This is a genomic window from Paraburkholderia sp. BL6665CI2N2 (assembly GCF_004366535.1).
In the GTDB taxonomy this organism is placed as follows: domain Bacteria; phylum Pseudomonadota; class Gammaproteobacteria; order Burkholderiales; family Burkholderiaceae; genus Paraburkholderia.
Genome location: NZ_SORC01000001.1, coordinates 877,303 through 890,104, shown reverse-complemented (window position 1 = coordinate 890,104; position 12,802 = coordinate 877,303). Strand labels below are relative to the sequence as shown.

13 protein-coding genes are annotated in these 12,802 nt (G+C 61.0%); 8 read left to right on the top strand and 5 right to left on the bottom strand.

Annotated elements, in window-relative coordinates; all coding sequences use genetic code 11:
• Nucleotides 1–71 precede the first annotated feature (71 nt).
• From B0G81_RS03970 to B0G81_RS03950, 5 genes are all read right to left on the bottom strand, one after another.
• Nucleotides 72–770, bottom strand: coding sequence for a response regulator transcription factor (locus B0G81_RS03970; protein WP_116122975.1), 699 nt, complete (start codon nucleotides 768–770; stop codon nucleotides 72–74).
• A gap of 25 nt (nucleotides 771–795) precedes the next feature.
• Nucleotides 796–2,178, bottom strand: coding sequence for a sensor histidine kinase (locus B0G81_RS03965; RefSeq protein ID WP_134133597.1), 1,383 nt, complete (start codon nucleotides 2,176–2,178; stop codon nucleotides 796–798).
• 66 nt (nucleotides 2,179–2,244) lie between these two features.
• A complete protein-coding gene (locus B0G81_RS03960) occupies nucleotides 2,245–3,285 on the bottom strand; it encodes an ABC transporter substrate-binding protein (protein ID WP_134133596.1) in 1,041 nt (346 codons plus the stop codon).
• A gap of 152 nt (nucleotides 3,286–3,437) precedes the next feature.
• Nucleotides 3,438–4,832: a sensor histidine kinase gene (locus tag B0G81_RS03955; protein ID WP_134133595.1), complete on the bottom strand. Its 1,395-nt coding sequence runs from the start codon at nucleotides 4,830–4,832 to the stop codon at nucleotides 3,438–3,440.
• Nucleotides 4,822–5,499, bottom strand: coding sequence for a response regulator (locus B0G81_RS03950; protein WP_106278712.1), 678 nt, complete (start codon nucleotides 5,497–5,499; stop codon nucleotides 4,822–4,824). The genes B0G81_RS03955 and B0G81_RS03950 overlap by 11 nt, the downstream gene beginning before the upstream one ends.
• Nucleotides 5,500–5,748: 249 nt before the next feature.
• On the opposite strand from B0G81_RS03950, the gene B0G81_RS03945 reads away from it, so the two are divergent.
• The 8 genes from B0G81_RS03945 to B0G81_RS03910 all read left to right on the top strand — a co-directional run bounded on the left by B0G81_RS03945 (nucleotide 5,749) and on the right by B0G81_RS03910 (nucleotide 12,774).
• Nucleotides 5,749–6,768 (top strand): ABC transporter substrate-binding protein, encoded by a 1,020-nt coding sequence (locus B0G81_RS03945; RefSeq protein ID WP_134133594.1) that lies wholly within the window; start codon nucleotides 5,749–5,751, stop codon nucleotides 6,766–6,768.
• A gap of 40 nt (nucleotides 6,769–6,808) precedes the next feature.
• On the top strand, nucleotides 6,809–7,603 hold the full coding sequence (locus B0G81_RS03940) for an ABC transporter ATP-binding protein (RefSeq protein WP_012425936.1): 795 nt from the start codon (nucleotides 6,809–6,811) through the stop codon (nucleotides 7,601–7,603).
• Between the two features lie 16 nt (nucleotides 7,604–7,619).
• Nucleotides 7,620–8,483, top strand: a complete 864-nt coding sequence (locus B0G81_RS03935; protein WP_116122971.1) for an ABC transporter permease — start codon at nucleotides 7,620–7,622, stop codon at nucleotides 8,481–8,483.
• A gap of 455 nt (nucleotides 8,484–8,938) precedes the next feature.
• A complete protein-coding gene (locus tag B0G81_RS03930; RefSeq protein ID WP_116122970.1) occupies nucleotides 8,939–9,205 on the top strand; it encodes a hypothetical protein in 267 nt (88 codons plus the stop codon).
• A gap of 333 nt (nucleotides 9,206–9,538) precedes the next feature.
• Entirely contained in the window at nucleotides 9,539–10,972 is a 1,434-nt protein-coding gene (locus B0G81_RS03925; RefSeq protein ID WP_134133593.1) for a tetratricopeptide repeat protein, read from the top strand.
• 81 nt (nucleotides 10,973–11,053) lie between these two features.
• The gene (locus tag B0G81_RS03920) at nucleotides 11,054–11,536 is read left to right on the top strand and encodes a glycosyl hydrolase 108 family protein (protein ID WP_106278723.1); all 483 of its coding nucleotides are present in this window, start codon (nucleotides 11,054–11,056) and stop codon (nucleotides 11,534–11,536) included.
• Nucleotides 11,536–12,228 (top strand): hypothetical protein, encoded by a 693-nt coding sequence (locus B0G81_RS03915; RefSeq protein ID WP_116122968.1) that lies wholly within the window; start codon nucleotides 11,536–11,538, stop codon nucleotides 12,226–12,228. Before B0G81_RS03920 ends, B0G81_RS03915 begins: the two co-directional genes overlap by 1 nt.
• A 228-nt stretch (nucleotides 12,229–12,456) precedes the next feature.
• Nucleotides 12,457–12,774, top strand: a complete 318-nt coding sequence (locus B0G81_RS03910; protein ID WP_134133592.1) for a DUF4148 domain-containing protein — start codon at nucleotides 12,457–12,459, stop codon at nucleotides 12,772–12,774.
• Nucleotides 12,775–12,802 lie beyond the last annotated feature (28 nt).

Below are 12,802 nucleotides of genomic sequence, written 5' to 3'. Positions count from 1 at the left end.
GCGTCGGTGAAAACACTAAACGCAAGGCATCGACAATATACAGTCAGGCGATTCAATTCGCCCTTGAACCGCTACAACGCAACAGCAAACGCTTCGCGCGGTTCTTCTTCACGCAGGATGTAGCCAAGCCCGCGCAAAGTCATGATCTTCGCGCTCGAGGCCGCGAGATGCTTGCGCAAACGGTGGATATAAATATCGATTGCATCGGCGCTCGGTTCGTCGTCGAGTGTGAAGACTTTGTCCATTAGCGTCGCCTTGGAGACTGTCTTGCCCTGTTTCAGCATCAACGTCTCGAGAATGGCATGTTCACGCCGACGCAACGGCAAAGGCTCGCTTTGCAGCATGAATTCACGCGAGTCGAACAGATAGCGCAAGTCGCCGCACTCGATCGACTGGCCCTTGTCGCCAGCCGCCTGACGGCGGATCAACGCCTTGATACGCGCCAGCAGTTCGCGTGCGTCGAAGGGTTTGACGACATAGTCGTCGGCGCCGGCGGAAAAGCAGGCGACCTTGTCGTCGGTCGAGCCATTCGCGGTCAGCATGAGCACCGGCACGTTGTCGCGTTTGCGACGCAGCCACGCGAGCACATCCTTGCCGCCAATGCCGGGCAAACGCAAATCGAGCAACACAGCGTCGTAGCATTGCAGGCCAAGCAGCGTCTCGGCCTGTTCGCCGTTCTCTGCCCAGTCGATCACAAACTGCTCGACCTGCATCAGGTTCATCACCCAGCGCGCAAGTTCCGCATCGTCTTCCACAAGCAGCAGTTTCATTGTTCTTCCCTCATGTAGCCGCGCGTCATGCGGCGGCAGTCCATATTTGCATTCCCACCGTGGCGACAAGGCCAATACCATCCGCGCCGGATTCGAGCGTGACGGTGCCACCCTGGCGATGGGCAATCTCCCGCACGATCGGCAGGCCGAGGCCCGTGCCGTCTGCGTGACTCGACGCGCGATAGAAGCGTTCGAACACCCGCGCCCGCGCCTCGGCCTTGATACCCGGTCCATTGTCGATCACACGCACGATAGCCATGTCGTCACGGCGCTCGGTCTGCACGGTCACGCGGCCGCCCGGCTGGGTATAACGCAGCGCGTTGTCGACGAGATTGGTGACGAGCGCCGCGGTCAATGCCTCGTCGCCGGTAACGATCATTCCGTCTTCCAGCTCGGCGCCCAGATCGATTTCACGAGACTGCGCAAATGCAATCAACTCCTCAAGAACACCTGCAATCAACGCACTGAGATCGACGCGTTCGCACGCACCCACGGGCGCGGCGGACTCGGCCTGCGCGAGCAGCAGAAGTTTGTTGGTTAAGGTGGTCAGCTTGCGGCTGCTCTTGTGCATGCCCGCCAGCGCTTCGGCGAGTGGCGCGTCGTGGTTTTCACGCTGGCGCGCGAACTGGATTTGCGCCACCAGTAGCGTGAGCGGCGTGCGCATCTGGTGCGCGGCATCGGAAATGAATTGCCGCTGAGTCGCGGCCTGCTGACCCATGCGCGCGATGCACTGGTTGATTGCATCGACAATCGGTCTTAGTTCGACATGCAAGCGCGCAACACGTATTGGCTGTAGCTGCGACGGATTGCGATCGGCGACGTCGTCTTTCACTTTCATCAGGGGACGCAACTCGAAAGTCAATCCGAGGTACACGAACACCATCGCGAGCACGAGCGTGAGCACCTCGCCGAATAGCTGCGGACGCAGCAGGCGCCATACCATCGCGTCTCGCGAGCCTTCGGTTTTTGCAACCGCGACGACGACTTCTTCCGTACGCCCCGTGTCGTAAAGTTGCCGGACATAGGCAGCGGCGCGCACGATGCGGCCATCTTCAAGACGGGTGACGTAGAGCGTTGGGTTGTCACCGGTGTGCGGCGGCAGTGGCAACTCCAGACTGCCGGCTACCAGGCGCTGGCCGCTCGCCTCGATACGATAGAACACGCTGTCCTGTTCCGGCGACTCGAACAGCTCCAGCGCAGCCGGCGGAATCTGGATGGAGACATTGCCGTTGTCCCAATCGATATCCTCGCCGATGATACGCATGGACGAGAGCAACGCATTGTCCTGCACGAGATCCGCAGTGGTCTGCGCATTGCGGTAAGAGATCACACCGGAAATGGAAACGAACGCCGCCAGTGGCAGCAGTAGCCACCACAGCAAGCGTCCGCGCAAGCTGCCTGAAAACACGATGCGTCGCCCCTCTCTAAAGGATGCCGGCGCGCCTCGTCGAGAGAGGTGCGTCCAGCTTCCGCCTTACGGCTTTACTTCGTTGACGAACTGATTAGTGAACGTCCTCGACAGATCGATATGACGACCCTTCACCGACGGGTTGAAACCCGCCAGCACCTTGAGCACCGTTTCCGGCCCGTCGGCGGGCATCTTGCCGTCGGCGGTGTACATGGGCAGCGTGGCCTTCAACGCGCTCACATAGAGCGCCTTGTCATTGCCGATGTAGTCTTTCGGCATGTTCGCGGCGATCTCGTCTGCGCTATGTGTATTCAGATATCGCAACGTCTTCACAAACGCGCGTGCGAGTTTGGCCGCCTCCTGCGGATGCCTGTCGAGCCACGCGCTCTGCACATACAGGCTCGACGCCGGATACGTTCCGCCGAGCGCGGCGCGCGTGCCTTCGACATTGCGCATGTCCACCAGCACCTTGGCGTCACCGGATTTGAGCAACTGCGAAACGGTCGGCTCGGTGGTCATGCCGGCATCGATCCGCCCTTGCCGGATCGCGGCGATAAAGCTGTTGTCCGCGCCCACCGGCAGCACCGTGTACTGTGAACGCGACACCCCTTTGAGGCTGGCCAGGTACTGCGTGAGAAAGTTGGTCGACGAGCCGAGCCCCGTCACGCCGAGCGTTTTACCCTTCACGTCGGCCATGCTTTTGATCGAACCGGCCGCCCTGGTCGCGACCATCTCCACTTCGCCGGGAACCTGGCCGAACACGACGATCGCCTTGACTTCCTTACCCTTGGCTTGCAGATCGATCGCGTGATCGTAGAAACCGATCACGGCCTGCACACCGCCCGCGAGCAATTCGTTTTCCGCATCGACGCCCGCCGGTTGCGATTGCAGTTCGACGTCGAGCCCCTCTGCCTGGAAGTAGCCTAGCTGTTCGGTGAGGCGTGCGGGCAGATAGATGAGCTTGGTAATGCCGCCCACCATGATGACGGTTTTTTCGGGCGAGTCCGCCTGCGCGTGCGCTGCCGGCTGGGCGAGCAGCAAGATCGTGAGCGACGCCGCGACGGCGGCGTGGACGGCGCGCGCAACGCGCGTCGCAGCATGAGGCATGGTGGATGTCTCCGTTGTTTTCCGCATCCGCGGTGGGCGCCTGAGGGACCGCCTGCAAAAATTCTAGGCACGCGAAGCCTTCTCAAAGCTTTCGCCAATGGCTTTGCTGCCCTAACTGCGGGTTTGTCCTGAGTCGTGCTGAAGTAACGGCTCTAACCTGCTTTAAAACGCTCTGCCGCGGCACGCGGAAACGTCACACTGATGTGCACGCCTTTGCCGCCCTCGCCCGGCTTGAGCGCGATCTCGCCGTGGTGGGCGTCCGCGATTTCACGCACGATGGCGAGGCCCAGGCCGGTGCCCTCCGTATCCGCCGATGCCCGGAAGAACGGCTCGAACACGCGGCTGCGCGACTCGGCCGGAATGCCTGGACCATCGTCCAGCACGCTTACGGTGACCGTATCGGCGTCGGCGCTCACGCCCACGGTGACATGGCCGCCGCCGCCCGTATAGCGGATCGCGTTCTCCGCGAGATTGGCAATCAACGCCTGCAGTAGCCCGCGATGCCCCGCCACCGGCGCGGCACCGTTCAGCTCGGCGCCTAGATCGATGTCTCTGGCCTGCGCGAGCAACGCGAGGTCCTCCACGACTTCCAACGCGAGCGGCACCAGGTCCACCGTTTCCACGGCGAGTTGCGTGTTGTCGGCGGCCTCGGCCTGCGCAAGCAGAAGCAGCTTGTTAGTGAGACCCACCATCGAACGATTACTGCGATGCATGGCGGCCAGTGCTTCGTCGAGCGCGGGGTTCAAGTCGTCCTGTTGCCGCGCGAACTGCAATTGCGTGCCGAGCAAAGTGAGCGGCGTACGCAACTGATGTGCGGCGTCGGCGATAAAGCGGCGTTGCGCGGCCACCTGCACGCCGAGCCGCGCGATGCATTGATTGATCGCTTCCACGATCGGCCGCAACTCAGTGTGCAGTCGCTCGACGCGAATCGGCTCCAGCTGCATCGGGTCGCGATCCGCCACCTCCTCTTTCACTTTCATCAGAGGCCGTAACTCGAAAGTGAGACCGATGCAAACCAGCGCGACCGCCAGCACGATCATTTCGATTTGCCGCACGAGTTGCGGTTGCCACAATTGCTGAGCCATGGCGTCACGCGAGCGCACGGTTTTGCCGACCGTCACGCGCACGCGGCGCGTCGCGCCGTTGTCGTACATGAGACGCACGAGTCCGGCCGCGCGCACATCGTGGCCTTGCAGATGGGTGTCGTAGTGATCCGGCGTATCGGCTGCCTGCGCCGGACGCGCCGGGAAATCGGGGATTCCCGCGAGCAGGCGTCCATCGTCCACCTGCACGCTGTAGAACACCTGGTCGCGGTAGGGAGAGACGAATACTTCGAGCGCGGCGGGCGGCACATCCACACGCAGAAAGCCGTCCACCCATTCCACTTCGCCCGCGATCATGCGCGCCGATGAAATCAATTGATTGTCCTGCACCAGATCCGCCGTGCGCCGCGCATTGTCGTATTCGGCCTTGCCGGTCACGAATACGTACAACGCGAGCGGCACCAGCAGCCACCACAGCAGGCGCATGCGCAGACTATTGGTCATCTTCTTTCTTGCGCAGCAGATAACCCAGCCCGCGCAAAGTGACGATCGCCGCCGAACTGCCGTCGAGTTTCTTGCGCAGACGCGAGATGTAGATTTCGACGGCATCTTCACTCGGCTCATCGGCGAGCGTGAAGATCGCGTCGACCAGCGCCGGCTTCGTGACGGTTTTGCCCAGACGCAGGATCAACGTTTCGAGTACCGAACGCTCGCGTGGCGTGACGTTCAGCGGCGCGCCCTTCAGCGTGAACTGCCGCGTGTCGATGTCGAACGCGAGATCGCCGCACACCACTTCGCTCGCCTTGGAAGGTGATTGCCTGCGGATCGCCACCTTGATCCTCGCGATCAACTCGCGCACTTCGAACGGCTTGACGAGGTAATCGTCCGCGCCGGCGCCGAGCAGTTCCACTTTTTCGTCGATCGAACCGCTCGCCGTCAGAATCAGCACCGGCGTCGCGTCGCCACGCTGACGCAGACGGCGCAGCACGTTCTTGCCCGACAGCTTGGGCAGATTCAGGTCGAGCAGGATCACGTCGTAGTGATTAGTGCGCAGAAGCAGGTCTGCGGCGTCGCCGTCCTGCACGGCGTCGAGCGCGAACGCCTCCTGCTCCAGCATCTTCGCGAGCCAGTGCGCCAGCGTGGGGTTGTCTTCGATCAGCAGCAGCTTCATGGCGGGAACGGCAAGAGTCAGGCCGTCGATTGTGCCGTAAAAAAAGGGGTTTGCGCGCGTGCTGTGCGTCGTGCGGGATACGTCGCGACGTTTTAGGCAAGGTCGGCGGAACGTTGCGGGTTAACACCCATGATTTGGCCACACCCCCGAAAGCTGCCAGAAGGTTTCCAATTTCTATAATCGCCGTCATTCACCCAGAAAGCGCCGCATGCAGCACCCAGCGGCGACCAAACCTAAGGAGACTGCTTCATGCGTACCTTGCGCCAGATTGCCGTTGTGTCAGGTGTTGCGTTCACCCTTGCGGCCGCTTCGGCCGCCGCTCACGCGGAAAAGCTCACGATCATGGTCGGCGGCGCCACCAAGATCATCTATCTGCCCGCCAAGCTGACGGAGCAACTCGGCTACTTCAAGGACGAAGGCCTCGACGTCGAAATCCTCTCGCAGCCGGCCGGCGTCGACGCGGAAAACGAACTGCTCGCCGGCGCGGTGCAAGGCGTGGTGGGCTTCTACGACCACACCATCGACCTGCAAAGCAAGGGCAAGGAAGTCCAGGCGCTGGTGATCTTCGGCCAGGTGCCGGGCGAAGTGGAAATGGTGTCCACCAAGGCTGCGGACAGTTTCAAGAGCATGGCCGACGCGAAGGGCAAAACGCTCGGCGTGACGGGGCTCGGTTCGTCGACCAGCTTCCTCACGCAATACCTCGCACAACGTGCGGGCGTGCCATCCACACAATACACGCTGCTGCCTGTTGGCGCGGACAACAGCTTCATCGCGGCAATCAAGCAGAGCCGTATCGACGCGGGCATGACGACCGAGCCGACCGTCTCGCAGTTACTGAAGACCGGCGACGCCAGGGTGCTGGTCGACATGCGTACGCTGGAAGGCACGCGTGCCGCGCTCGGTGGCACCTATCCGGCTTCGAGCTTCTACGTTCAGCGCGCGTGGGCTGAGTCGCACAAGGACGACGCCGCGAAGCTCTCGCACGCTTTCGCGAAGACGTTGAACTTCATCGCGACACATAGCGCCGAAGAGATTGCCGCGAAGATGCCGAAGGACTACTACGGCAACAACAAAGACCTGTACGTCGGCGCGCTGAAGGCGTCGCTGCCAATGTTCACGAAAGACGGCAAGATGCCCGCCGACGGTCCGGATACCGTGCTGAAAGTGCTGTCGGCGTTCAATCCTTCAGTGAAGGGTAAGCATATCGACCTCGCCAAGACTTACACCAACGACTACGTGTCGGCGCCGGTCAAGACGGCGGCGAAATAGCGCCTTTTTCAACATCCCGCGAACAACGAGGCACCAGCCGATGAACCAACCTTTGTCACGCGACACGCCAGCGATCGAGATGCGCAATGTGTCGTGCCGTTTCATTTCCCCTGATGGCAAGGCGACGATCGCGTTGCGCGACTTCAGCATGTCGGTGGCGCGCGGCGAATTCGTCGCCGTGGTCGGACCCACGGGTTGCGGCAAGTCCACCACGCTCAGCATGATTACCGGCCTGCTGAAGCCCACCACGGGCGAAGTGCGCGTGATGGGCGCGCCGGTGGACGGCATCGATCCGCGTATCGGTTTCGTCTTTCAGGCCGACGCCGTGTTCCCGTGGCGTTCGGTGCTCGACAACGTCGCCGCGGGTCCGCTGTATCGCGGCCGTTCGAAATCCGCCGCATACGACGAAGCCAACGAATGGCTGCGTCGCGTGGGCCTCGACAAGTTCGGCAAGCACTATCCGCATCAACTGTCCGGCGGCATGAGAAAGCGCGTGGCGCTCGCGCAGACCTTTATCAACAAGCCGGAAATCCTGCTGATGGACGAGCCGTTCTCCGCGCTCGACATGCAGACCCGCACGCTGATGCAGGACGAACTGCTGCAACTGTGGGGCGGCGCCGGCTCAGTGGTGTTCGTCACGCACGATCTGGAAGAAGCGATTGCACTCGCCGACCGCGTATTCGTGCTGACCGCGCGCCCGGCGACATTGAAGAAAGTGTATGAAATCGATCTGCCGCGCCCGCGGGTCACCTCGGAGATTCGCTACGAGCCGCGTTTTATCGAAATTTCGCGCGACATCTGGCATGACTTGCGCGAAGAAGTGCAGATCGGTTAATCAAGGAACGGCAAACATGTCTACTACCCCTCAACAAATGATGCCCTCGGGCATCGACGCCGCGTCGCTCGCCCACGTCGAACGTGTGGCGCAAAAACGCATCCGGCAACGTCAGGCACTGGTAATCACGCTGCGTATCGTCGTGCTGGTCGTCGTGCTCGGCGGCTGGGAACTGTCCGCGCGCCTAAAGTGGATCGATCCGTTCTTCTTCTCGATGCCGAGCGCCATTTTCGAACAGATCGTCGACTGGTTCGTGAACGGCACTTCGCAAGGTCCGCTGCTGACGCAAGTGTGGGTCACCCTCGAAGAAACCGGACTCGGCTTCATTATCGGTTCGGTGGCCGGTGTGTTCTGCGGCATCGTGCTGGGCCGCAACAAGCTGCTCTCCGACGTCTTCAGTCTTTACATCAAGATCGCCAACTCGATTCCGCGCGTGGTGCTCGGGTCGGTGTTCGTGATTGCACTGGGACTGGGCATGGCGTCGAAGGTGGCGCTGGCGGTGGTGATGGTGTTCTTCGTCGTGTTCGCCAACGCTTTCCAGGGCGTGCGTGAAGCGGATCGCTACATGATCGCGAATGCGCAGATTCTCGGCGCGTCGCGCCGTCAGGTGACGACCTCGGTGGTGATCCCGTCGGCATTGAGCTGGATTCTCGCGAGCTTGCACGTGAGCTTCGGGTTCGCGCTGGTCGGTGCGGTGGTCGGCGAGTTCCTCGGCTCGAAGCAAGGTATCGGACTCTTGATCTCGACTGCGCAAGGCGCGTTCAACGCAAGCGGGGTGTTCGCCGCGATGATTGTGTTGGCCGTGGTCGCACTGGCAGCGGACTATCTGTTGACTGCGGTCGAACAGCGGCTGTTGAAGTGGCGACCGGCTGCGGTTTGAGCGAGCGACATTAGCCGAGTAGAAGCTCACGTTTAAAAAACGCCGTTCAGTCACAGGCTGAACGGCGTTTTGTTTTTGGCAAAATGAAAGACTAAAGTAAGGCCCAATTAAGCTGGCTGGATTTTTTCAAGCAAGGAGCCATTCGCGCATTCAGGATGGCTGATTAATACTTGAATTTGAATGCAACCCATCCGTCTCCTTCACATGGTGGAGGCAAGTCCGACTCTCTGAACCGTCGCCGAACAACAAAGCCCCAGCGTGCACCTTTCCTTGCAATACGAAGCTTTTCGATAACGCACATCTCTGGTGCGCTGCGCAGAATTCGACAAGGAAGCCGGTGATCGTCTCCGCCCTGTGTCCCGCCAGATTGTCCGGCAAGTGTCGCGTTCAATCCTGGCGGAACTTCCGCAATGAGGTGCCGCAAGGGCGGCGCCAAGGGTTTGAAGGAGAGGGACATGAAGAAGGCTCTGATCATCGCAGGCGGACTGCTTTGCGGGTTCGCATGGCAAGCGCACGCTCAGGACGCCAGCACGGAGAGTACCGCGCAAGCTCAACCGACAGCGGCCGACGCAATGGGCGGGCAGCCCTCCACTACTTCGATGTCCGGCGGTCCGGCAAAAGCACAGGGACTCACGCGTGCGGACGTCTACCAGCAGCTCATTCAAGCGCAGAAAAGCGGCGAAGCAGCGCGCTTACAAGAACTGTTCAAGGGAGGCAACTAAACTGTGCTGTGGCATGGGGCCGGCCGCCTGGTTCAATAATTTGCCGCCGGCTCCATTGCATGCATGACGCGTATGTGTCCTGTCGCCCGACAGGACAAATACGGCGTCTGATCGAAACACCTCATTTTCCCTCCCCTCCCTCGCAGCCTGTCTCCCGCCGGCAAACTCACGCTCGTCATTCGTTGGTCGCCACGCAACACATTCCCGCGCTCACACCCGTCGCGATTGCCTACACGCCCGTCGCATAAGGCACTGTGCGCAATGGCACGGTCGATGCGTAATAACCACCACCCAGTCGTGCACTTACCAACATCGGTTGAATCGAGGTGCGTCATGTCGAGTGTGCAGAGCCAACGTCGGCCAGTGAATTGGCGAAGCCGGCCTTTTTCCGCGGACGGCCGTTCAAAGCGTCATACGGCGAGCCGCAACTTCTCAGCGGGATTGGTGCCGTTCGGCTTGCGGACCGCCGGCTTCATCGGGCGAGGTCCGAAACAATTGTGGCCGTATGTTTTGCCGTGGGTGTTCGCGGTGCTTACCATCGGTTTTTTCTGCCTCGTGGTACGCGGCGTACTCACGCGGCAATTGCTGGTGCCGCCCGTCGAGACGCCGCAGTCGCTGGTGGAACGCGGCTATACATCGAACTTTCTCGCGGAACGCATCATGTCTTCGATGCGGGCGATCGGTCAGGACGCCGAGTCGATTCCGCACGACACCATGACGGACAACGACGCACAACCGGACATTCAGATCCCCGGCCAGGAGATGTCGTATGCGACCACCGTGCGCTTCATTAAAGGCGTCATCAAACGCACGGATGTTGTCGTTCATGTCGGCATCACGAAGGTCAACGACAGCGCGGATTCCTACGTCGCGCATGTGCAGATTGAAGGCGGTCCGTTTGATTCCCGCGAAAGCACGGTGTCATTCGAAGGTCGCGATCTGGAGAAGTTCGTGCACGACATTGCGGTCAAAGCCATGCGCCTGGCGGAGCCGAATATTCTCGCCAGTCATCTCTATTCGCAAGTGCAGAGAACCAAGTGTTCGCTCGCGCAATGCGACTACGGCGAGATCGTCACGATCTACAACGAAGTGCTCGCACTGCCCGCCTCCGAGCAAGGCGAATGGGCGCTCGCCGGCAAAGCGTGGCTGCTTGCCAATCAGGGGCTGTCCAAAGAGGCCGAACAGCAAACCCGCGAGGCACTGACCGTGTACCAGCATTCAGCGGTGCTGCACGCAAGCCTTGGCATTGCACTCGAACAGCAGCATCGCATCGACGACGCACTCGAGGCCCTGCGAACCGGCGCGAGCGAGAAGTCGAAGACGGCGGAAAATCTGCGTCTTCTCGGCGACGTGCTGTTGCATGCGAATCGCTATTCCGAAGCACTCGATGCATTCAAGCAGGCCGACAGAATGAAGCCGGACTCTGTCGACAATCTGCACGATTGGGGCGAAGCGCTCGTCACTGCCGGCCGCTATGACGAAGCAATCGAAAAGCTCTCTCGTGCCGTCGCACTGCGCCCCGATCTGGCGCCCTCTTACGCGGAATGGGGCCGGGCACTGGATCGCAAAGGCGATCTGTCCGGCGCCTCGCGCAAATACGCGCAAGCGTTGCAACTCGACGCGGGCACTTTGTCAACGCGGGAAACTCATCTGGCGCGGCTTGCCAGAGCGGCGCAGGGAGGCAACCGCCCAGACGCGTCAAAGCCCGACGGCGGAGTCAGACCCGTTTCGAATCCACCCGCCCCGCTTGCGTTGCAAACCGCGTAACGCACACCCGGCCATGCAGAAAATTTAGCCCCGCAGCACCAACCGTCGCAGTGATACACCCAGTTGAAAAGGAGATGTTCGATGGACAGTTTCGAAGATGCGTTCAAGGCTCTGATCGGCAGTGAAGGCGGTTACTCCTTCAATCCGCACGACCCTGGCGGTGAAACGATGTGGGGCGTCACGGCGCGCGTGGCACGAAGCGCGGGCTATGCCGGCGCCATGAAAGACCTGCCGCTGGATACCGCCAGACAGATCGCCAAACAGAAATACTGGGACCCGCTGCATCTCGACGAACTCGACCCGCGTGTCGCCTTCCAGATCTTCGACGCCAACTACAACGGCGGCCTGGTGGTGCTGTGGATGCAAAAAGCTTCCGGTGCGAAAGAGGACGGCAAGTTCGGCCCCGACACACTCGATGCAATCAAGAGCGCCGACCCTTTGAAGTTTGTCATGCGCTTCGCCGCTTATCGCTTGCGTTACCTGCGCAATCTGCACGCGTGGCCCAATTTCAGCCGTGGATGGACCGAAAGAATGGCCGCTAATCTTCTCCTGGGAGCAGCATGATGGACTGGTCTAAAGTAGCGTCGAACATCGGTAGCAGCGCGCCGCTTCTCGCCGGCCTCGTGGGTGGTCCGATCGGCGTAGGCGTGAGCGCCGCCGCCGCGATCATTTCGCATGCGCTCGGCACGCCGAGCGACCCGGGCGTGGTGGAACTCGCGTTGAACGATCCCAGCGCACTCGAAAAGGTCCGGCAAGCCGAGAGTGCGAACTCGTTGCAGTTGCAACAGTTGATGGTCACCGCCGCCCAGGCGAGCCTCGCGCATGAAAGCGATATGGCGCGCATCCAGGCCGCCGACCGGGCCGACGCGCGTGCAATGGGTATCAGCAATAAGGACTGGGTGCCCAAAGTCCTTGCGATGGCGGTCACCGCCGGCTTCTTCGGCATTCTGCTGCTCATGGCCTTCCAGCCGCTGCCGGGCGCGAACAAGGATCTCGTCAACGTGATCGTCGGGGCATTGGGTACGGCGTGGATCAGCATCATCGGCTACTACTTCGGCACGTCGGTGGGATCGATGCGAAAGACCGAACTGCTCGCCAAGCCCAGCGTGCCCATCACCCCGGACAGCGCGCTCACGCTGCGCGAACCCGCCACGGCTTCAACGGCGCGGCCACAAGCGGCGCCGGCTCCGTCGCACAGCGAGGCATTCCAGCAATTCACGCCGGGCGGACAGGGCCCGATTTTCTCGGGCAGTTAATGGCGAGTCGTTCACGGACCGGATGCGGCACGCGGCGAGACTACGGCTCGATGCGTGCTGCGTCGCCCGCATCCCCCTCCCGCATCCCGGTGTTTTGTCTCAAATTCAGCAACAAACATTACCTGAAACGATGATTACTCTCTCCAGTTCGCAAAACTACAATGTAATCACTGAATACGAACAACACCGTTCGTAGCAAGATAAAGACCGAATTGGAGGTAGTTCATCATGAAATCACTCATTCACGCTGTTGTTATCGCTGCCGTGCTGGCCGCTCCGGTTGCTTCGTTTGCGCAGTCCAACCAGCCCGTGACCCGCGCCCAAGTGCGCGCCGAACTGATTCAACTCGAAAAAGCAGGCTATCAACCCGGCGCCGCCGATCCGTACTATCCGGCCGACATTCAGGCCGCCCAAGCTCGCGTCGCTCGTGAAAACGGCACGGCACAGGCAGCGGAAAGTGGCTACGGTGGTACGGTGAGCGGCGCTTCTCAAGCAGGCCACCCGGTTCCCGCAAATGGTCCGCAGTCGGTTTATTTCGGTCACTAAGCAGTAGCCGCGCGGTAATCAGGCAGTA